Raw genomic sequence first — 22,750 nt, forward strand, 5'->3', positions numbered from 1 at the left:
TTCAGACGTTTATGCTACCTTCATTGATGACAAGCGATCGCTAAAAATATGTTAGTCAAGGGTAAAATTCTCTGGTTGAGGCTTTGGCGTCAGTTGCTTCGACCCAAACGGTTGGCTTTCGTGGAAGCTTGCCTGATTGGTCTAGTTTCTGGGTTAGCGGCAGTTCTGTTAGGACAGGCAGTGGATTGGGCAGGCGCATTGCGAGTGCGTTTTTCTTACCTTTTACCTGCTTACTTGGTGCTACCAGGTATTGGATTAATAGGGGGACTTTTAGCTGGTTGGCTAGTAGAGCGCTTCGCACCGGAAGCATCAGGTAGTGGGATGTCTGAAGTCAAAGCCGTATTGGCTCGCGTGCCAATGCCATTAAATCTACGGATTGCTTTGGTCAAGTTGATTGGCGCTACATTAGTCTTGGGTTCGGGAATGCCTTTAGGACGAGAAGGGCCAACTGTCCAAATTGGGGCAGCCTTGGCAAATCAACTTAGTAACTGGGCACCGACTTCACCAGAGCATCGTCGCCAACTAATCGCCGCCGGAGCGGGGGCTGGGTTAGCTGCGGCTTTTAATGCACCGATCGCAGGTGTACTATTTGTCGTGGAAGAATTACTCCAAGATGTCTCAGGTATTACTCTTGGTACTGCGATTTTGGCTTCTTTCATCGCTTCAGTCATTTCTCGGCTCTATGGTAGTCACAGCCTGGATCTGAATCATGCAAATTTAGGTCTTCCCGATACAACTTTTTTCGCTCAAGAAATCCCTTTCTACTTGATTTTGGGAGTGCTGGCGGGACTTTTAGGCATTCTGTTTAATAAAGGTATTCTTGAGAGTCTAGCAATTAACCGCCGTCTGGTAAGGTTGAGTTTATCCTGGCGAATTGGAATTGCTGGGTTAGTCAGTAGTGTGGCGATCGCCTTTTTACCTGCTGTCTTTCGCGATCATGCTGGACTGAGAGAAATTTTGCTTGTGGGTAGTGCTAATTGGTCATTTGCCGCGATCGCTTTTTTAGTTCAGTTTACCTTAATTATTTTTACCTACGGCTCTGGAGCGCCAGGGGGTTTACTAGTTCCTACCTTAGCCTTGGGAGCTGCCCTTGGTTACTTAGTGGGTGCTGTGGAACACAGTTTACTGGGAATGAGTGCTGCCACAGTTTATGCTCATGTGGGCATGGCTGCCTTTTTTAGCGCCGTCTCCAAAGTACCAATTACCGCAGTTGTCATTGTGTTTGAGATGACAACAGATTTCAATCTGGTGCTACCGCTGATGATTGCGTCTGTGGTTGCCTATTTAGTAGCAGAAAAAATCGATCGGCGATCGCTCTACGACCTTTTACTAGAGTGGAAAGGGATTCACATTACCAAAGAGCCTAGCACAGAGGGGCTTCTGGCACAACTGAGTGCTGTAGATGTGATGCAACGGCGGGTGGAAACTCTCTCTAGCCAAATGAGTACTGATGAAGCAGTACAGGCATTTTCCAACTCTCACCATCGCAACTTTCCAGTTTTAGAAAAAGGTAAAGTTGTGGGTATTGTGACTCAGCAAGATTTAATTAATATTGCTTCCCAACAGTCAGGCAAAGATACAACTATCGGCGAGATTATGACACCAGAGCCAGTGACAGTAAATCCCACAGCAACACTGGCTCATGTACTGCATATACTCAATCATTATCACCTCAGCTGCTTACCCGTTACCGAAAATCGCAAGCTCATAGGAATTATTACTCGTAGTGATATTATCCGTGTAGAAGCAGAGCGACTCAGTGGTAACGAAAAAATAGAACGTAAATCAGCACCTTCTTATGTAGTTTACCAAACTCACGCTCCGGCTACAGGCAAAGGAAGGTTGTTAGTACCACTTTCACATCCGCAAACAGCCGAGACTTTACTAGACATGGCAGTTGCGATCGCCAAAGATCGCAATTACGAAATAGAATGCCTACAAGTGATTATCGTTTCGTCTAGCCGCATCCCATCGGAAACACCAGTGCAAATCAGCAAAAGTCTTCAACTTTTGCAACGGGCAATAACTTTAGGAGAGAATTTGCGGATTCCCGTTCACACCCAGATCAGAGTTGCCCATAATGTTGCTGGGGCAATTTTGGAGACTGTCAAAGAACGACACATTGACTTGGTGCTGATGGGATGGAAAGGCAGTACATCAACTCCTGGTAGAGTTTTTAGCCGAGTGGTGGATACCATAATTCGACAGGCAGGTTGTGATGTGATCTTGGCTAAATTAGATGATAAAAGATCCTTCGACCGTTGGTTGTTGCCAATGGCAGGGGGCCCTAACTCCAGTCAAGCAATTAAGTTATTACCTGCTCTTGCTTCTTTAAGTACATCACCCCAAATCAAGCTATGTCAAGTTTTCCAGCCGACTAACTCGATTCCTGACACAACATTACTAGATAAATCTGCTCGCTTTCTGCAACGCCGAGTTAGTGGTAAAGTGATGACTACTCCCGTTCGTGCCAATTCGGTTTCTGATGCTGTTCTTAATTGTGCAAAACTTGACAACAGTGATGTGATTGTCCTGGGAGCTAGCCGTGAAAGTTTACTGCAACAAGCGATTCAAGGAAATATTGCCGAGAATATTTCTCGCAAGAGTAACTGTACGGTTATCATGGTTAAAACTTAATATTGAATTACCCCCCTTAATCCCCCCTTGCAAAGGGGGGAAACCGGAAAATCTAGTTCCCTCCCCTTTGCAAGGGGAGGGTTAGGGTGGGGTAAAACCCTCGTCGATCGGCTATTTCAGACTTGTATATAACACCGTAACCTTTTACCCCCCTTAGTCCCCCCTTGTAAAGGGGGAAAACCGGAAAATCCAGTTCCCTCCCCTTGTAAAGGGGAGGGTTAGGGTGGGGTAAAACCCTCGTCGATCGGCTATTTCAGACTTGTATATACACCGTACCCTTGGTAAGGGGAGCGTTTGCTTGACTCAAAAATAACAATTGCGAACTCCAAATCAGCAATTGCGTACGCCAAATCAACAATTGCGTACGCCAAATCAGCAATTGCGTACGCCAAATCAGCAATTGCGAACTCCAAATCAACAATTGCGATCGCCAAATCAACAATTGCGAACTCCAAATCAGCAATTGCGAACTCCAAATCAACAATTGCGATCGCCAAATCAGCAATTGCGAACTCCAAATCAACAATTGCGAACTCCAAATCAACAAATGCGTAAGCGTAGCCAACACTTCGGCTGCGCTCAGTGACCCACCGTAGGCATCGCCATGATTGCCACAATTTAGCTTTGTCACGCCAGCCTAACGCACCGCAAATCTTTGGTGGATGAAGTTTTTCTGACTTAGCGATCGCTCGATTTTGTAAACAATGCCAAATAATTGATTGCAGGTATAATCACAGAGATAGCTAGAAACCAAATTTAGAGATGTGCGATCGCCACATCTCTATTCGTTATAATATTGACGATAAACTTTGCTAAAGAGGGCAAATGTATGACTAGCCGCGAGCAGCTTATCCAAGAAATTGCAGAGCTTCCAGATGAGTTAGTCAAAGTAATGTTAGATTTTTTGCATCGGGTTCAGACAACGCGTAGTCATCATCCTCTAGCAAAATTTGTGGGTATTTTGAGTGATGATGAAGCGGCTGATTTACAGAAAGCAATTCAAACTGATAGTCAGCGCGATCGCTAACAAGTGATAATGTAGCATTTTTCCCTAATCAGTTAAGATAATCTTTATCAATCTTCTTTCCTCACCCTTTTCCTTGGAATTATGACGCAGGATGAGTTGTTGGTACTGATAGATCGCGCTGTGGCTGAGGGTTGGCAAGAGTTAGACTTGTCGGGGCAGGAGTTGACTCATTTACCTGTAGAAATTGGTAAGTTGCAGCAGCTTGAGTCTTTGATTTTGGGAAAGCAGGTTGAAGGTTATGAATACGTAGGAAACCGCTATCTCAAAAGGGTTTCAGGCAATAATTTAAAAACGCTTCCACTCGAACTATTGAGTTTGCCTAATTTGCATAAGTTGGATATTAGTGGCAATCCTTTAGAGAGCATTCCCGATGTGGTAACGCAAATAATACATTTAGAGGAACTTATCTTAATTCGAGTAGAGCTAACTGAAATACCTGATGCGATCGCTAAATTAACCAATCTGACGCACCTTTACCTCAGTGACAACCAAATAACCGAGATTCCAGAGGCGATCGCTAAATTAACCAATCTGACGCACCTTTACCTCAGTGACAACCAAATAACCGAGATTCCAGAGGCGATCGCTAAATTAACCAATCTGACGCACCTTTACCTCAGTGACAACCAAATAACCGAGATTCCAGAGGCGATCGCTAAATTAACCAATCTGACGCACCTTTACCTCAGTGACAACCAAATAACCGAGATTCCAGAGGCGATCGCTAATTTAACCAATCTGACGCAGCTTCACCTCCGTGACAACCAAATAACCGAGATTCCAGAGGCGCTTGCTAATTTAACCAATCTGACGCAGCTTCACCTTGATCGCAACCAAATCACCCAGATTCCAGAGGCGCTTGCTAATTTAACCAATCTGACGCAGCTTCACCTTGATCGCAACCAAATCACCCAGATTCCAGAGGCGCTTGCTAATTTAACCAATCTGACGCAGCTTCACCTCAGTTACAACCAAATAACCCAGATTCCAGAGGCGCTTGCTAAATTAACCAATCTGACGCAGCTTGACCTCAGTTACAACCAAATAACCCAGATTCCAGAGGCGCTTGCTAAATTAACCAATCTGACGCAGCTTCACCTCCGTGACAACAAAATTACCGAGATTCCAGAGGCGATCGCTAATTTAACCAATCTGAGGGAGCTTGTCCTCGGTAGCAACCAAATAACCCAGATTCCAGAGGAGATTGCTAATTTAACCAATCTGAGGGAGCTTTACCTCATTGACAACCAAATTACCGAGATTCCAGAGGCGCTCACTAATTTAACCAATCTGACGCAGCTTTACCTCCATTCCAACCAAATAACACAGATTCCAGAGGAGATTGCTAATTTAACCAATCTGAGAGAGCTTGTCCTCTATTCCAACCAAATAACCCAGATTCCAGAGGCGATCGCTAAATTAACCAATCTGACGCACCTTTACCTCAGTGACAACCAAATAACCCAGATTCCAGAGGCGATCGCTAATTTAACCAATCTGATGCACCTTTACCTCAGTGGCAACCAAATAACCCAGATTCCAGAGGCGATCGAAAGTTTGCCGAAATTGAAAAAACTAGATTTACGGAGAAATCCGCTTCCTATTTCACCAGAGATTTTAGGATCTTCTGATCATCGTATTTTTATACCAGAGATTTTAGGATTTTCTCATAATATTGGTTCAGTTGAAGACATTTTCAATTACTTGCGATTACTCCGAAGCGGTGAAGTGCGTCCACTCAACGAAGCCAAACTCTTGCTCATCGGACAAGGCAGCGTCGGTAAAACATCCCTTATCGAGCAACTAATCCGCAATAAATATGACAAAAATCAATCCCAAACCGACGGACTCAATGTAGAAACTTGGAACGTGCAGGTTAATAGCAAAGATATCCGCCTCAATGTTTGGGACTTTGGCGGACAGGAAATTTATCATGCCACCCATCAGTTTTTTCTGACTAAGCGTAGCCTCTATCTCCTCGTTTGTAATTGTCGCACCAGCGAAGAAGAAAATCGCATCGAATATTGGCTGAAACTAATCGAAAGCTTCGGCGGACAGTCCCCCGTGATTATCGTTGGCAACAAAAAGGACGAACAACCCCTCGACATCAACCGTAAAGCATTACGCGAAAAATATCCTAACATCCAAGCGATTATCGAAACTTCCTGCCAGGATAATAGCGGCATTGATGAACTCCGCACCGCCATTTTGCAGCAAGTCGCCAACCTCAAAGAAGTCTACGACCTTTTACCCCTGACATGGTTTGAGGTTAAACAAAAACTCGAATCCATGACTGAAGACTTCATCACCTACAACCGCTATATCGGCATCTGCCACCAAAAAGAGATTCCCGAAGAACAAAACCAAGAGCAACTAATCGACTTGCTGCACCGACTCGGCTTAGTTCTCAACTTCCGCGATCATCCCATCCTCAAAGATACCAACGTCCTTAAACCCAACTGGGTGACAGAAGGTATTTACACGCTCCTGAGCGATGAAAACCTCAAAACTCAAACCAAAGGCATTTTCACCCCCGCCGATCTCATCCGCATCCTCAATCCAGAGCGATATCCCACCGAGCGTCACGGCTATCTGATCGGGCTGATGAAAGAATTTGAGCTTTGCTTTGCACTAGATTGTAAACCACCACAATTCCTGATTCCGGGACTTCTGCCTAAAGACCAACCAGACAAAACAGAACTCCACGGCGAAACCCTGGAATTTCAATACCATTACAAAGTTCTCCCCGAAAGCATCATTTCCCGGTTCATCGTCATCAGCCACGAAAAAATTCATAACCAAATCTATTGGCGCAGTGGCGTAATGCTGCAATATCAAGAAAACAACGAAATCTACAACATCGCTCGCATCAAAGCCGATCCCGAAGACAAAAAAATCTTCATCACCATTAGCGGACGTAAAGAAACCCGCCGCTTATTTCTCGGCATTCTCCGCGATATCTTTCAAAAAATCCACAAAAGTCTTCCCAATCTCGAAATCACCGAATGGGTTCCCGTCCCCAACCATCCCAAACATCCACCCCTCGACTACCAAGAACTTTTGGGACAAGAATCAATGGGTGAAAGCACAATCACCATTGGCAAACTAAGATTAAAACTCGATTTGCGTCAACTTTTAGATGGCTATGAATCATTAGAATCGCGTCGCAAATCACAAAAAAGAGATAATGATTTAGATGATAGGACTGCATACGAAGATATGCGAGATATTGCTAAACTAGCTGTCAGCAGAAAAATTAAAATTAATAATAATAATAAAGCCGAGGCAAATGCTGTGTCAGAAAATCCTCAATTCACAAACAACTTTCAAGGCGCAAACATCGGCAACGTTGCCAACCAAGTCAAAGACAACGCCAGACAGCAAGCCTCTAACTTCAACCAAACAAGCGGCGCAAACATCAGCGAAATTCTGCAACTAATCGGCAACCTGCGCCAAACTGCCGCCCAATTCCCGGAAGTAATCAGCAAAGACATTACCCGCGAAGACATTATCATTGATATTGATGATGTAGAAGCAGAAATTCAAAAGCCAGAAAAAGAACGCAATGTACCCAAACTCAAAAAGCGTTTAGTAGCTTTACTAACTGCTGCTAGTGTAGCTGCTGGCGCGATCGCAGGTATGACAGACTTTGCAAACAATGTTATGGAAATAGGAAACAAATTAAATATCGAACTAAAGCTTCCCTCTGGTAAATAGACTTTTCTCACTCCAGGGGCGATTAAAACCTATTCCAAATTAATAATGATGGCATACAGCATTTTGCATCTAAATGAAGTACATCCTTTACCCCACCCTAACCCTCCCCTTGTAAAGGGGAGGGAACCAGATTTTTCTTGTTTCCCCCCTTTGCAAGGGCATAAGCTGTCAACTCGGCGGATATTTGAGATAAGGGAACCAGATTTTTCTTGTTTCCCCCCTTTACAAGGGGGGATTAAGGGGGGTAATAATGTAATTAAAATTACAGCCAACTATTTTTCAAACAACCTCTTAGCAATGGGTTGACAATGAGGCTTATATTAGTTGAAGATGAAGCAGATTTAGGTGCAGCAATCAAACAAGTTCTGAGCCATGAGGCATATATAGTTGACTGGTTTCTAGATGGTAATCAGGCATGGCAATATCTAGAAACTGGCTGGACTGAATATACACTGGCGATTTTTGATTGGATGCTGCCTGGAGTATCGGGGATAGAGTTGTGTAAATGGTTGCGCGATCGCCAATTAACTCTACCGATATTAATGCTAACAGCTAAAGACCGGATGGAAGAAAAGATAATTGGTCTAGATAGCGGTGCGGATGATTATTTAGTTAAACCGTTTGATATGGCAGAACTGTTGGCAAGATTGCGAGCATTACAACGGCGAGCCTCTTATGTCGGAGCAACGCTGACACCTCAAGTCCAACCCCGACGCTTACAAGTAGGTTGTCTGACGCTCAATTACAGCACTCATCAACTTATTCGTGAGTATGCTCATGGTGAAAAGCAAGTATTTTCACTAACCACCAAAGAATTTCAATTATTGGAATATTTTATCAGGCATCCTAACCAAATTATCAGCCGCGACCAAATTATCAATCAACTTTGGGAAATTGGTGCAGAACCAGTTAGCAATGTAGTAGCAGCACAAATTCGCTTATTGAGACGCAAATTAGGAGAAGAAGACAGCGAATCTTTAATTGAAACTATTTATGGTGTAGGCTATCGCCTAAACATTAGACCTCTTGAGGGTTTTACCCTACCCTAACCCTCACGCCACTTGACGGCAGTTGCTCCACTTGGGGAGACCCCAAGACCGCACTGCCTCCTCCACTTGGGGAAACCCCAAGACCGCAGTGGCTCCCCTTATAAAGGAACAAGATTTCTTATTTCCCCCCTTTATAAGTTAAGAAAATTTGTAGGTTGGGTTAAGCAAAGCGCAACCCAACAAAGCCCCGGAAATGTTGGGTTTCGTTCCTCAACCCAACCTACGCAGCTCGTTTGTCTCGTTTTGTCTCGTTCGTTTTGTCTCGTTCCCATGCAGAGCATGGGAATGCCCCGCGTTGAGGCTCTGCCTCCAATCTGACATTGAGTCAGAGACTCAATGAATGCATTCCCAGTCGGAGACTGGGAACGAGGAAAGTCTTATCAAGGTAGGTTTTTAGGACTTGTGTGTACACCGTAGCTTTACAAGGGGGGACTAAGGGGGGTAAATCCAGGATTTGTGTGTATACCGTAGCCAATATATCGGCGGATCTATTCATGCTGCTGATTTTTGCTAACTTGACAGCAATACTTTCAGCAAGGGTTTAAAAATATGGAAAGCAATCCCATTTTCCACCAAACTCGGTTGCGGCTTGCGGCTTGGTATACTCTTGTCATGGGCGGTATTTTAGGGCTATCTAGTTTGGGAGTTTATAGTGTGGTTGCCCATACCTACTATGAAACCATAGACCAGGGATTGCAATCAGTCGCAAATGCACTTCATAAAAGTATTGAACCAGCTTGGCGACAACCCGGACAATTACAACGCCTGAATAAAGAATTTTATTTAGAATTATGTGTGGCTCAGACTAATTGTTTGCCTAAAAAAACATCCATTAACAAATCAATCGCAGAAGCAGCAAATCCAGTTAATTACTATATCCGTTTATTGGATCGCTCAGGAAAACTTTTTGCCAGTGGCGGCATGGAATTTGACAAGTTACCGATTGCCTCAACATTACATAATTGGCAGATATTAACAGATTCATCTGGCACTCGATACCGCGAAATCACTTTACCTTTGTATACTCAAAATCAGGTTTCGGGTTATCTACAAGTAGCGCGTAGCATCACTGATTTAGACCAACATCTTACTTATTTAAGATTAACTTTGGTATTGGGATTGCCAATTTCCATGATTTTCGTTGGTTTGTCTAGTTGGTGGTTGGCAGGAAGGGCAATGCAACCTGTATATCTTTCTTACCAACAAATGCAACAATTTACTGCTGATGCTGCCCATGAGTTTCGCACACCTTTAGCAGCAATGTACTCTACTATTGAAGCTGCTATCAAGTTACAGCAAGAACCAAAAGCCAATGATGGAATTTTAGATGTACTCAAACGTCAAAATCGGCGCTTATCACAATTAGTTGGAGATTTGCTGTTATTAACGAAGATAGACCAGAAACAACTAACAGGAGAATATCAGCCTTGCTGTTTGAATGATATCATTAGCGATTTAATTGAGGAATTAGCATTTTTGGCGGTAGAGACTCAGGTCAATCTCTCTAAGCAGGTGCAAGTCTCAGAAAAATTGTATGTGATGGGAAATGAAGATCAGCTTTATCGTTTAATTTCTAACTTAATTGTCAATGCAATTCAAGCGACATCTAGCGGTGGAAAAGTCACGGTTTTTTGGGAAAAAAACGAGCTTTACGCCATAATTAAAGTTCAAGATACAGGAATTGGTATTGCCCCAGAACATCAACAGCGAATTTTCGATCGCTTCTACCGAGTAGATCGCGATGCTTACGGCGGGCTGCGCCTACGCTCTCGCACCTCTGGCGGTTCGGGATTGGGATTAGCCATTGCGATCGCGATCGCCCAAGCACACAAAGGTAATATTCACGTTCAAAGTCAACCTGGGCTAGGTAGTACATTTACCGTTCGACTTCCTCTTTCACCGTGATTTATAAAAATAAATGTTGTTATTTGCAAATCTGCGATCGGCAAGGTGCGATCGCCTAAGTTTTTCCGAGCTAATTCTCGGTTGGCATATCTTTTAACGTGAGTTCGACAGACCTCTCCCTCCCGGCCTCCCTCTCCTAAAAGGCGAGGGAGGAGTAACGAGTAAGGAGGGTTTTTGCTCCCCTCTCCTGGTAGGAGAGGGGCTGGGGGAGAGGTCAAAATAGCACTCGTCGAACTCACGTTCTTTTAGGACTTATATCATGTTCGGTTAAACACTTATGATATTTGTAGGTTGGGGAGCCACTGCGTTGGGCGGGTTCCCCGACTTGAAGCACGTGGCGTTTGAGGAACGAAACCCAACACGCTTATCTAGATTCACTAAAATTCCCAAGTCCCTAGATTTATCTATGGAGTCAATCCAAAATCGTTCGACTGAGCGAAGTCGAAGTCCAAAATCTCAAATCCAAAATTGTCTAATCGGTGTCGATACTCATGGTGCAAGACCAGATTTTGCTGAATGATTGGCATGTAATAGCGCGATCGCAAGACCTCCAACCTGGAACAGTTCTGCACAAGCGCTTATTAGGCTCAAATATAGTGCTTTGGCATAATGGGGACAAAGTTTTAGCTTGGCAAGACCTTTGCCCTCATCGTGGTGCTCGTCTTTCTCTAGGATATGTTAATAAAGAAACTCTTGTTTGTCCTTACCACGGTTTAGCCTTTAATAGCGAGGGAAAATGTGTACTAGTTCCCGCTAATCCCGAACAATCGCCCCCCGCTCAAGCTTGTGTTAAAACTTACCAAATTCAAGAGCGTTACGATCTGCTCTGGGTTTGTTTAGGGACACCAAAACAAGATATAGCTTTGTTTTCTGAGTGGTACGATCCGGTCTATCAAAAGATTTTCTGTGGCCCTTACTACTATCACTCTAGCCCTTTGCGGGTACTGGAAAATTTCATCGATCCGGCACACTTCCCAATTTTGCATTCGGGATTATTTGCCCACGCCAGTCATCCTGAGTTGACGCACTATGAATTAGAGTCTCTTCCAGATGGGATTAGTTTCAAATGTGGTTTGTGGGAACTAGATTTTAATTCCGGTAATCCTCTGTCAGCACCACTGATTTTTAACACTTACGATTACCGCATTTTCCGTCCGCTCGTGGCATACTTTAAACTTGGGCCTGGAGATCGGCGTTTAAATATCTTCTATACAATTACGCCAGTCGATGAAGATGAGTGCGTAGCGCAATATTGGTTAATGGTAAACAGCGATCGCGAATTAAAAGTGGAAGTGTATCTAGATATTCAAAATCAAGTTGCTAGTCAAGATATTGCCATTGTCGAGTCCCAGCAACCCCGACGCTTACCTTTAGATTTGCAAGCAGAAGTGCATTTATCGAGCGATCGCTATTCTATAGCATACCGAAAGTGGCTCAAACAACAAGGTGTTACTTTCGGCACTATTTAGAACTGGCGATGCTTGTCATTATTTATGATTAAGAAAAAATATCTAGATAAAATTGTTTTAGAGAATGTTGAATGCGGTAATCCAAAGTCAAGTAATATTTTTGCTAATACAGTTCGGCGTAAATTAGCTACCCGTTTGAACTGTTTAAAAGGATGTCTGAGAAGTATTAAATATTTCGCTTGATCCCCCCTACCCCCCCCTTCAAAAGGGGGGAACTGGAATCAAAGTCCCCCTTTTTAAGGGGGATTTAGGGGGATCTACAAGTCTCGAATACAACACCAAAAAGTTTTCAGACATCCTCTAAAACCCTTACAAAATGGTAATTACGAATTACGAACTTGTACTGAGCGTCTTGCCCTGACTTGTGCCGAGCGGAGTCGAGGTAGCGAAGTCGTAAAGCCTGCGGCATAGCTACGCTTCGGGCGCAGCCTCTCCAAGAGTTGGGAGCCGAAGTATTACGAATTACGCAAAGCGGTACTAGCTTTCATCTCATGGTTAATTTTAGATATTTATCGATCCAAAATTGTTAGTTTTAAAGGATACAATGGCTCAGAGCCATTTAATTGCCAAATTCTAAATACCAAGACAGCAGCTACAGTTAACCACACACAAGAAAATGATAAAGTCATTCCTGCTATAGGATTAGTTTGCCAATAAATTGCCGTCACCACTACAGCAGATAACCAAGGGCCTAAAATAACTACAGGTACAGCAGCACCTAATCTCCGTTCGACAGTAAAAATCGTATTCCAAGTATCCCCTAAAGCCAGATGTACCACAAACAAAATTAAAGGCAACACTAAAAACTGGTGATTCATTTGCTGCCAAATCAATACAGAAGAAATTACCCGCAAAACAGCAATTATCATCCAAACTATGGGGAATGCTAAAGGTGGAGGAGACCATCTTGGTCTGATTACCTGGTCATAAGTCTGACGAGAACGGGTATTATCTAAAAGAGAAAAAATTCGAGAACGGATACTTAATAGAGCAAAAAATAATCCAGTCAATAAAGTGCTAAACCAACTGGGAAAAGAAGAATTATCGATGAGCATTACTAATTTTTCCATTCCCAACAACACCAAAATCATAACTAATATTTGTAGGATAGTCCCTAGTGTATAAACTAAAACTGCCTTGATATCTAGTTCTTGTGTAGTAGCTATTGATGTGTTTAGAGACTGTGGTTTATTCTCAGGTTTTACCCCCATCACTGTATTCACAAACTGTTCAAATATTTTACTATTCTTGGATTTATTCATAATTAAGAAATGGCAGATAGTTGGTAATTAGTAGTAATAAGTCATTATATGATATTCTAATAGTTAAAAATAATTTGGTTAGGCTCTTTTAATATCAGAGTTTAGAAGTTCCGAATTTAATGTACAGTTTTTCGTAAGTGATGTTGAGGAAAAAACGTGGAATTTCAGAAGTTCTTGTATATTTTTACTCTAGTAAATATTGCTACGTTTGCTCTGAGTGTACCTGTATTTGCTCAAATCACACAGGCTCCCTTTAATTCTTCACAGTCAAGTTGTCGTGTAACTAAAATAAGTACTCCAGTTTTCAAAGAACCTTCAACATCATCCAACGCTATCAGAATATTGTCGCCAAAAACAAAGATTACTTTAGCATATATACCAGTTAGTGGAGATAGATTTGTCAGAATTAAAGCTCCGACTTCAGGGTTTATTCAAACTGCTGTACTGAAATTTTGTCAGCCGAATAACAACGCTCAAAATCTATGGAATAAACCTACTATTGGCAGTGTATGTCGGCAAATTGTACGACAGGAAACTATACGTCGCCAACCAAGTACAAGAGAACCTTTTATTACAACACTTTCGCCAAATACAGTTGTGTTTGTGAACTTGGTTACAGGTAATATAGTTAAGTCATACAAATCTGAGAATTATATTTGGGTAGAAATCGACCTTTCCAGAAGTTTCCCTGGAGAATTATCTGGTAATGGTTGGATAGTCAATACTGACTTAGCGAATACTCCGGGATTAAGCAATCTGGCTTATTGTAGTTAAGTATCCAGGCATAAATAAATTTAAAGTTTGTAGTAAGGACTTTAGTCCTGATAATCCTTGCATTGAACGATAAATCGCTCACTACAAACTAGGAGTTTATTTTATATTTAATTATGTCTACCTACTTAGTAGCTTATTTTGCTTAATATATCCACCCATATTCACCCAGCATGAGTTTCTCCATCCACTAGGGTCGTGCCTCTATGACTGAGTTTGGTTCAATGTTTTATTCCTCCTGACAAAGAGCGAAGCGATCGCTGATATCCTTGAGATTGTCTGGAGTTGTTGCTAAATCTGACTTTTCCCGTTAAGTCCGAAAACCCCTGCACAGAGAGAGGCAGGAGGCAGGAGGTTTTTTCACTTATAGGATTCAAACCCCTCCTGAGAAACTAATATTCAGTTGGGCAATAGTTCTCTATGGTTATACTCTCGTTTAATCGCTTGCAGCGTCTAACAATTCGGTTTGTGCTAATCATTGTGGTGACGATCGCAATGGTGTTTGGCTGGGGTGCGATCGCCCACAGTCAACTGCCCTCGTTACCCACCGCCGCTTCTAACAATCCGCACAAACCCCCTAAAGGCGTCACCCGTCTCGGTGAATATGAAATTGCCGACGTGAATTCACCACTAGACAAAAACCTTTTGTTTAAGGTTGTCTCTCCCACTGTTTTTAATCGCGACGAACCGCCAGAGGGAAGTCTTCCTGTGGAAGTACGTGCTGAAGAAATTACCCAACGGCTGATGCGAGCGCTCGATAGAGCCAACAAAGCCAAACAAACTCCCATAATTTCTGTTGCCACCCTGAATAATCGCCTAATCCTCCAGCTCAATGACGATCAAACGACCCATTCTTTAAGGCTGGTGACAGTGACAGAGCCAGATGCAGACTACTATGGGAAAACACTGGAGGAATTGGCCCAGGAGTGGCAAAAGATATTACAAGCAGAAGTGGAACGCATCGAGCGACTCTTCTCACCTCAGGTATTGTCTCAACGGGTTGGGCAAGCACTACAAATCAGCATCGGCTTGGTGTTGGGTAGTGTTGTGTTCTGGTTCCTGCGGCGAACTCTAATTCGCAAACAGACGGTATTGCAAGCTCGTTATCAAGAGCATATAGCTGAGGCAAAACAGTCTGCGGTCAAACGCTCTCAGGCAATCGACACCAGCGAACCAGAAGTACACACCATCACCGATGGGCGATCGCAATTTCTGGAAATCATCCAGCGACAGTTCACTCTCAAGCGCCAACTGGGGATCTATTCTTTTCTTACCTTGCTCCTGTTTTGGGCGTTTATTCTCGTATGGTACATCGGGATTGTGGTCATCATATCTCGCGTCCCCTACTTGATGAGATGGTCGACTGACGCTTTAGCCCGTCCCCTGGCGCTGCTGATTATTTGGTTTTTCATCAGTGTTGTCATTCGTATTGGCAAAAGCTTAATTGACTACATCACCGATGTCTGGACAACCCATCCCTCTCTACCCTTGAGTGAAATGCAACGGATTGCCCTGCGAGCTGCAACAGTTTCCGGGGCACTAAAAGGATTAATCACCTTTGTTTTCATTACCTTCGGTATCTTGCGGACTCTAGACATTTTTAATGTACCCACTAGTTCAATTTTGGCAGGGGGTGCTGTAATCGGTATTGCAATTTCCCTTGGTTCCCAAAGTTTGATGAAAGATTTGGTCAATGGCTGCTTGATTTTGCTGGAGGATCAATTTGCTGTGGGAGATGTGATTGAGATTGGGAATAAAAGCGGCCTGGTGGAAAATCTCAACCTGCGCGTGACTCAACTACGCAATGGCGAAGGTAAGCTAATTACCATTCCTAATAGCAATATCACTGATGTCAACAACTTAACCCGCCTTTGGGTCGCGGGTAGACTTTTCGATTGTGGTGGCCTATGAAAACGACCCGAAGCAGGTTTTAGAGATTCTCAGGCAAGTATCCCAGCAATTGTATAGCGAACCAGAATGGCGCGATCGCCTACCAGAATTGCCTGAAGTGCTAGGCATTGATGACCTCTCCCACACAGGTATGTTAGTGCGCGTCTGGATTAAAACGGCAGCGATGGAACAATGGCGCGTTGGGCGAGAGTTCCGTTTACGGGTGCGGCTAGCCTTTGAAGCAAACAATATCGAGATCGGCAGACCGCAACGGATCAGTTACAACACTAATTTGGATGGATCTAGTAGTTCGCTTTCGTGACGCAAGCGGGGTAAAGGGGAAAGGGGAAAGGGGAAAGGTTTTAAATCCCAAACCCAGTACCCCCTGCCCCTTATCCCCTTCTTGGAACCCCACCTTTCCCTTTACCCCAAACCCTTGCGAAGCGTTTTTACTTCAAGTCCATAACTAAAGTTATGGTGTTCCCTTTCCCCTTTAACCTTTAACCTTTTCCCTGCCCGAAGGGCGTTGACTCCAAAGGGGAGGATCTACAGTAAAACCTGGACAATCAATTGTCAGGCAGAAATACACAGCGCATTTCGATGGATATCGATGTCATTCCCGAATTAATCTGTGCTGAAAAATTTTTTCGCAATCGTAACTATTTCCCCTAGTTCTCCCCTATTTCTTTCTAAATTCAAATCAGAAAAGCAGAGAACACCGCCCCAAACAAGCGCGCAATCTCTGCCGTATAAATAAGTCAATAAAAATGGAGAACAAACCTATGCTACACCAAATTAAAGAATTGCTGCAAAACGCACAATTACAACAGCAAGTAAAAGCAGCAGCTAACCAAGCAGAAGCTATCAGAGTGATAGCGATCGCGAGTGCAGAAAAAGGTTATAACTTCACAGTTGAAACTATTTCTCAAATGCTGGCAGAATTAACCTTTGTGGATTCCAACGAACTGAGTGAAGAAGAATTACTTAGTGTTAGTGGTGGAATGATGGCTGATAGTGCAGCCAAGCTATGTCATACAGCTAGCTGTGGTGGCGGACACGCAGGCTGCTGCTAAAAACGGCTTCTGTTTTTCTTTGGCATTGTAACCACCACAGGTCAGGTTGCTTCTCTAAAAGAGTTTTTTAGATTCAACATCTCCAATATTTTAATTTGGATAATTTCCATATCTAATACTGAGGTTCAATGCCCAAAGAGATACTGCATAACAGTTCCCTCTTTACTTTTTTAATCAAGAAAATGAGGGAATTCCATTAACAATTACTATCACCAACTCGGAGAAAATACAATTATGTTGTCACAAATTCAAAGCTTACTCCAAAATAGCCAACTACGCGAGAATATGCAAGCAGCAGTTACTCAAACAGAAGCCATCAAACTGTTGCTAATTGCCAGTGCAGAAAAAGGTTATACTTTCACAGCCGAAAGCATAGCTCAAATACTGGCAGAGTTGACCTTTGTGGACTCCAACGAATTGAGCGAAGAAGAATTACTCAGTGTTAGCGGCGGGATGATGGCTGAAAGTGCGCCCAAACTATGTCATACCGATTCCTGCGGTGGTGGACACGGTGGTTGCTGTTAAAAAAAGTATAGACCTCTTGGCATTTGTGCTTTTTACAAGAGGGGGGAAAGGGTAAAGGTTAAAGGGTAAAGGTTTTTTATTTTCCCTTTCCTTTTCCTCAAAATCTGACAAGTATTGAATTGCTTCTTTACTTTTTTATGAAGGTAAAGAGGAAATTTAATTCATAATTCTTACCAACTTTAACGTGAGTTCGACAAGACCTTTTTTGACCTCTCCCCCAACCCCTCTTGGACACGGAGAGGGGAGCCAAAACCGTAATTTCTCGTTGCTCCTCCCTTTCCCCGTGGGAGAGGGAGGTTGGGAGGGAGAGGTTCATCGAACTCACGTAACTTTAAGAAAATATAATTCTGACTCCTACCTTCTGCCTTATCCCATTGATTCTTCTGTTTTAACTCCCAATATCAGAAATCTAGCTATGGTTCAACAAGTTGTTCGCTTATCTCAACAGAAAATATCAGACAATTTCAGGGCGATCGCAGCCAATGCTAGCTTTATCTGGGAACGCCTTGATGAAAGCAGATTTGCAATTAATGGCGATCGAGTCAACGAACAAGAAATTAACCGTCGTAGAGATCGCTGGTGCGAAGTTGCAGCAGAAGGTAAATTGGATACATTGCACAAACGCTTACAGTGGGAAGGGCTAGACCTCGATACTGTTAGTTCCAAATTGGGAACTATCGAGTTGCTTGGCGATCGACCTTTGCCTGAGTGGGCAGAAACCTTACAGCAAATCATCCAAACCGCTACAGGATTCAATTCTGCAACCGAAGTATTTCTACCAATCGATTCACAAAATCCGATCGCCTTTGAAGATATCCTTTTGCCTGCTATCTTAGTAGCCAGACAGCAATTACTAACTCGGTGCGGCAGTCAATTCACCCACGAGTCTCTTCCCTTATCGATTCTTTCCCACGACGCTTACAGTTCTTTAGAACGTGGTCTATTGCAACGATTAGCAGGACTATGCATAAAGACATTAGATTTTGAATTTTCTCAGGTGCGTCCCTTTGGTCAAAACTTGCTCGGTTTGCTGGGGCTGGAAACAGAAAATAATAATACTCACTACATTAAGTTCGTCAATCAACTCCTAGAAGATGGAATGCTGACCTTCTTCCAGAAGTATCCAGTTCTCGGTCGGTTAGTGGCAACAGCAGTCAATTTTTGGGTTGAGTTTACTGCTGAATTTCTCGAACGTTTAGTTGCAGATAGGACAGATATTCAACGAACTTTTGATGAAAGAATTGTCCCATTTTCTCAAAACAAAGTTGCTGAAATTCAAACATCCATTTCCGATCCACACAAACGCGGACGAACGGTGATTTTGCTCACCTTTGAGTCTGGACTTAAACTTGTTTATAAACCCAAAGATTTAGGATTAGAAGTTGTCTTTAACCAATTTTTGGATTGGTGCAATCAACACAGCAATCTTTTAGATTTTAAAATAATTCAAGTACTGGAACGCAACGGCTACGGTTGGGTAGAACATGTTGAACAGTTGCCTTGTGTGGATGAAGCAGCTGCGAAACGATTCTATCAGCGTTCTGGGATGTTATTGTGTGTGCTTTATGCCCTCAGAGCCACAGATTGCCATTACGAAAACTTAATTGCCAATGGCGAACATCTGGTGCTGATTGATATGGAAACGTTGCTGCACCACGAACCGAATCTCATTGAAGACTCACCGCTTACCCAAGATTTAGAAACAACCGCCACACAACAATTTTGGGATTCCGTACTCCGCACCGGACTTTTACCGCGTTGGGACTTTAGTGGCGATCGCAGTGTCGCTTATGATATTAGCGGTCTAGGCAGCACAGATCCCCGACTATCTCGCCGGAAAGTGCCGCGCTGGCAGAATATTAATACAGATAATATGCATCTGTCCTCTGAGTCTGTAACCTTGCCGATGGGAAAAAATGTGCCGTTTTTGGGTGAAGTTGTTCTATCTCCAAACGATTATCAGCAGCAAATCACCACTGGGTTTGAGCAGATGTATCGCTTTTTGATGGCGCACAAAGATTTCTTAATTTCACGCCAAAGTTTGCTATCTGCTATGCAAAATCAGCAGGTGCGCTTTATCTTCCGCAACACCCGCATCTATGGCATCATCCTCCAAAAAGCTTTAGCACCCGATTACCTCAAACACGGCGTAGATTACAGTATTCAACTCGATGTTCTCAGTCGTGCTTTTCTAGTTGCTCAAAATAGACCGAACGCCTTCCCTGTTTTGAGCGCAGAACTCCGAGCAATGGAACAATTGGATATTCCTTTCTTCACGGCTAGCGCGGTGGTTGATGAACTGAGTTTAAACGGTTCATCAACCATTCCCAACTACTTCAAGCAATCCAGTTATCAAGACCTGCTCAACCAGTTACAATCTCTAGATGAAACCGACTTAGCTCGACAAGTAGCGATTATTCAAGGCTCCTTCGATGCTAAGATTGCAACCACCTACAGCCGCCAAGGTGGGCAATGGCAAAGCGAATCGTTACCGTTGCTGAATTCGGAACAATTGATTGCCCAAGCCAAAGAAATCGCCACTCAACTGGAAACTAGAGCCATTTCTGACCCTGATGGCAGCGTTAACTGGATTGGTTTAGACTTTGTGCCTCGCGCTGAACGATATCAACTGCAAGTATTGAATAATTGTCTCTCTGACGGACGCTCTGGAGTTGCCCTGTTTTTAGCCGCACTAAGTCAAGTAACTGGAGATTCCCGTTACCGCGATTTAGCATTGAGGACAGTGCAATCTCTGCGTCGCCAAATCCACACCATCGATCCCGAAACTTGGGAACGCATGGCTCGTTTCATGGGCGTTGGGGGTGCAACAGGTTTAGGGTCAATGATCTATAGCCTGGTGAAAATTAGTCAATTTCTCAACGATGCAACGCTGTTATCAGAGGCTCAAGTATTAGCCGATTTGATGACACCAGAACTAATTGCTGCCGACGAACACTTGGATATTATGAGTGGAGCAGCAGGGGCAATTTTAGGGCTATTATCCCTGCATCAAGCCACAGGAGAAGCAACCGTTTTAGAAAAAGCGATCGCCTGTGGACAACATTTAATCAACCGTCAAGTTAGCCACAATGGTGCGCCCAAAGCTTGGCATACTTATTGGGACAAGCCTTTAACTGGCTTCTCTCATGGAGCCGCAGGCATCTCCTATGCCTTGCTCAGACTTTATGCCGCCACCTCAGAGGACAAGTACTTAGCAGCAGGTTTAGCAGGAATTGAGTATGAGCGTAGCGTCTTTTGCCAGTCCACCGCCAACTGGCCCGACTTCCGCAGAATGGGACAACCAGGACAACCCGACTTTGCAAATAAGTGGTGTCATGGTGCAGCCGGCATTGGTTTGGGACGCTTAGGCAGTTTGAGAATCGTGGAAACGCCGGAAATTCAACAAGAAATTGAAATTGCTCTCCAAACTACTCAAAATTTTGGCTTACAGGCGATCGATCACTTGTGCTGTGGTAACTTCGGTCGAGCGGAAGTGCTGTTAGTCGGTGCAAAAATCTGTTCCCGTCCTGATTGGCATCAAATTGCTCACCAGAATGCAACAAATGTTGTGGCTAGAGCCAAGCGAACTGGAGCTTATCAACTGTTCCCCAACTTACCCAATTCTGTATTTAATCCTGGCTTTTTACCCGGTATATCTGGAATTGGTTATCAATTGCTGCGTCTGGCTAACAATGATTTGCCTTCAATATTATTGTGGGATTGAGCTTGTTGTTCGTATCCAAAAACCGTTTTTGACTACACCCTATTAGTTTACGCTAATAGGGTCAGAACTAGCCCTCTCAAGGTGTTGGCTGCTGATAAAGGCTACGACTTAAAACAAAAACTTTAAGTAGTTTCTTAAGCAAAGGGATAATTAAGCTTTTGAAGGCGTTAGGCGAACTTTTTTACAAAAGCTAGTCATCTCAAAATTTTTAACGCTATGTTGGTTTTTGTGTGACTGAGGCAGTTGGATTTAGACTTGAAATGATGGGACTGGAGGAAAGACTGGTGACGAGAGCAATTGGTCTAGAGTAAATTATTGCCCAAAATGTTCTTACCTTATGGGGGTAAATGAGCAAGCGTACGTGCGACTGCTCATTTGACCCCTTCCTCCATTAAAAAACTTGTTGCTCTATCTAACGAGTAACTGAATTCACGTCTAGCTCCTAACCAGTTAATAGCAGACAGACAAAAGACTACAAGGCAAATCATCACTGAAAGGACTCCAGCTTCCCAATTAGTTAATAGGTTCCGGCAATGCCCTAAACGGTGAGTCCTTGATTAGTAAGTTTTACTCTCATGGCAATTTGGATTGAAGGAGTTAAGGGACTCAAACTACGTGATAAATCTCACATAGCGACCTTCGGTGCTGCCATCTTCTTTGGAGTAGCTAACGGCATGGACTTGATGACCAGAGGCATCCTTTAGGCGGATTGTGCCGCCTTTGTTACCGAGTTGAGCCGTGTTTCCAGATAGCAGGATGCGTCGTGATTCACCCGATCCCAATACACCAGAAAGCGTTTCTGCAAGATTATTGCGATCGACAATACTCCATCCGGTTAAATCAACATCTGAAGATGAAGCATTGCCGATGACAACCACTTCTTTGCCTGGATCGCTGCCAATTGGGTTTACTAATGCCCGCTCAACGTAAATATCTGGGTTTGATACGTTTGAGGGTGTGCCATTCTCATTTTGGTTTGGGGGAATATTCGATCCGGCTGGAATAGGTCTGGAGTTGTTGGGTATACGATTTCCAGTACGATCATCTGTGGGCAACCATTGGGTCTGAAAACGGAGAAACAGACCAACATATCGATTGGAGAATTTTAAAATTATTCCACCATCTTGGAAGACACCGTTGTCTCTCTCGAAACGACCAGGAGGATTACCTTGATTCATGTGGACATCATGAATGCCTTGGTTGGTGCCAAATTCTTGATCGATCGGTCTAGGATTAAACGGTTGACCTTGTTCAGGAAATTTAGCACCGAAGACAAAAATATCACCATTTTGTGACTTGAGACTTTTTAAATCAGTAATCAGACTATCTTGTAAATCGTCATTCTCACCTGGTCCAGAAGGTATTACTTCTACACCTGTAGGCCAATCAAATAATGGAGAGCGGAAAAAATCTAAGGCGCGGGATACAGAACGAGAATTGGATGGTAGGGAAATAAATCCAGGCTCAAGATCCGATAGACTCGCTAAAATTGGGTGTCCCTGGAGCGGATCTACACGATGGAATATCAAAAGTGATCGATCTCCAGATAAGACGTTAACAGGAACCCGCCATGCCTGATTATTGCGATCAATAACCCGAATTTGGAGATGTGGCGTATCTTGGTTATCTTCACGCTTGAATACATCAACTTTGCCAGCTAGAACACCATACTCTAATGACATATGAACACGACCTCTTCAC

At 43.4% G+C, this 22,750-nt stretch carries 16 protein-coding genes; 14 read left to right on the plus strand and 2 right to left on the minus strand.

Going from position 1 to position 22,750, the window contains the following annotated elements; translation table 11 throughout:
- Positions 1-48 precede the first annotated feature (48 nt).
- The 8 genes from NSTCB13_RS25690 to NSTCB13_RS25725 all read left to right on the plus strand — a co-directional run bounded on the left by NSTCB13_RS25690 (position 49) and on the right by NSTCB13_RS25725 (position 11,804).
- Positions 49-2,637, plus strand: a complete 2,589-nt coding sequence (locus NSTCB13_RS25690; protein WP_448274268.1) for a chloride channel protein — start codon at positions 49-51, stop codon at positions 2,635-2,637.
- Positions 2,638-3,016: 379 nt separating this feature from the next.
- Positions 3,017-3,223 (plus strand): hypothetical protein, encoded by a 207-nt coding sequence (locus NSTCB13_RS25695; protein WP_445627473.1) that lies wholly within the window; start codon positions 3,017-3,019, stop codon positions 3,221-3,223.
- Positions 3,224-3,466: 243 nt separating this feature from the next.
- Entirely contained in the window at positions 3,467-3,664 is a 198-nt protein-coding gene (locus NSTCB13_RS25700) for a hypothetical protein (protein WP_448274269.1), read from the plus strand.
- Between the two features lie 81 nt (positions 3,665-3,745).
- Positions 3,746-7,381: a leucine-rich repeat domain-containing protein gene (locus tag NSTCB13_RS25705; RefSeq protein ID WP_448274270.1), complete on the plus strand. Its 3,636-nt coding sequence runs from the start codon at positions 3,746-3,748 to the stop codon at positions 7,379-7,381.
- A gap of 308 nt (positions 7,382-7,689) precedes the next feature.
- Positions 7,690-8,430 (plus strand): two-component system response regulator RppA, encoded by a 741-nt coding sequence (gene rppA / locus NSTCB13_RS25710; protein ID WP_448274271.1) that lies wholly within the window; start codon positions 7,690-7,692, stop codon positions 8,428-8,430.
- A 549-nt stretch (positions 8,431-8,979) separates the two neighbouring features.
- Positions 8,980-10,335 carry a two-component system sensor histidine kinase RppB gene (gene rppB, locus NSTCB13_RS25715; RefSeq protein WP_448274272.1) on the plus strand — a complete coding sequence of 452 codons (1,356 nt, stop codon included), beginning with the start codon at positions 8,980-8,982 and terminating at the stop codon, positions 10,333-10,335.
- A 277-nt stretch (positions 10,336-10,612) separates the two neighbouring features.
- Positions 10,613-10,855, plus strand: coding sequence for a hypothetical protein (locus tag NSTCB13_RS25720; RefSeq protein ID WP_448274273.1), 243 nt, complete (start codon positions 10,613-10,615; stop codon positions 10,853-10,855).
- Positions 10,827-11,804: an aromatic ring-hydroxylating dioxygenase subunit alpha gene (locus tag NSTCB13_RS25725; RefSeq protein ID WP_448274274.1), complete on the plus strand. Its 978-nt coding sequence runs from the start codon at positions 10,827-10,829 to the stop codon at positions 11,802-11,804. The genes NSTCB13_RS25720 and NSTCB13_RS25725 overlap by 29 nt, the downstream gene beginning before the upstream one ends.
- A gap of 509 nt (positions 11,805-12,313) precedes the next feature.
- Here NSTCB13_RS25725 and NSTCB13_RS25730 read toward each other — a convergent pair.
- A complete protein-coding gene (locus tag NSTCB13_RS25730) occupies positions 12,314-13,066 on the minus strand; it encodes a TspO/MBR family protein (RefSeq protein WP_448274275.1) in 753 nt (250 codons plus the stop codon).
- Between the two features lie 156 nt (positions 13,067-13,222).
- Between NSTCB13_RS25730 and NSTCB13_RS25735 the strand changes: the two genes are divergently transcribed.
- The 6 genes from NSTCB13_RS25735 to NSTCB13_RS25760 all read left to right on the plus strand — a co-directional run bounded on the left by NSTCB13_RS25735 (position 13,223) and on the right by NSTCB13_RS25760 (position 21,049).
- On the plus strand, positions 13,223-13,840 hold the full coding sequence (locus tag NSTCB13_RS25735) for a hypothetical protein (RefSeq protein ID WP_448274276.1): 618 nt from the start codon (positions 13,223-13,225) through the stop codon (positions 13,838-13,840).
- Positions 13,841-14,257: 417 nt separating this feature from the next.
- Entirely contained in the window at positions 14,258-15,748 is a 1,491-nt protein-coding gene (locus NSTCB13_RS25740) for a mechanosensitive ion channel family protein (protein ID WP_448274277.1), read from the plus strand.
- Positions 15,735-16,049, plus strand: a complete 315-nt coding sequence (locus tag NSTCB13_RS25745) for a hypothetical protein (protein ID WP_448274278.1) — start codon at positions 15,735-15,737, stop codon at positions 16,047-16,049. Before NSTCB13_RS25740 ends, NSTCB13_RS25745 begins: the two co-directional genes overlap by 14 nt.
- 460 nt (positions 16,050-16,509) lie before the next feature.
- On the plus strand, positions 16,510-16,800 hold the full coding sequence (locus tag NSTCB13_RS25750; RefSeq protein WP_445627463.1) for a Nif11-like leader peptide family RiPP precursor: 291 nt from the start codon (positions 16,510-16,512) through the stop codon (positions 16,798-16,800).
- Between the two features lie 234 nt (positions 16,801-17,034).
- Positions 17,035-17,325, plus strand: coding sequence for a Nif11-like leader peptide family natural product precursor (locus NSTCB13_RS25755; RefSeq protein WP_448265739.1), 291 nt, complete (start codon positions 17,035-17,037; stop codon positions 17,323-17,325).
- A 415-nt stretch (positions 17,326-17,740) separates the two neighbouring features.
- Complete coding sequence (locus NSTCB13_RS25760; protein ID WP_448274279.1) at positions 17,741-21,049, plus strand: type 2 lanthipeptide synthetase LanM family protein; 3,309 nt, start codon at positions 17,741-17,743, stop codon at positions 21,047-21,049.
- A 611-nt stretch (positions 21,050-21,660) separates the two neighbouring features.
- Here NSTCB13_RS25760 and NSTCB13_RS25765 read toward each other — a convergent pair.
- A complete protein-coding gene (locus NSTCB13_RS25765; protein WP_445627460.1) occupies positions 21,661-22,731 on the minus strand; it encodes a DUF2278 family protein in 1,071 nt (356 codons plus the stop codon).
- Between the last annotated feature and the right edge of the window lie 19 nt (positions 22,732-22,750).

The sequence above is a fragment of the Nostoc sp. DSM 114160 genome (assembly GCF_053470305.1).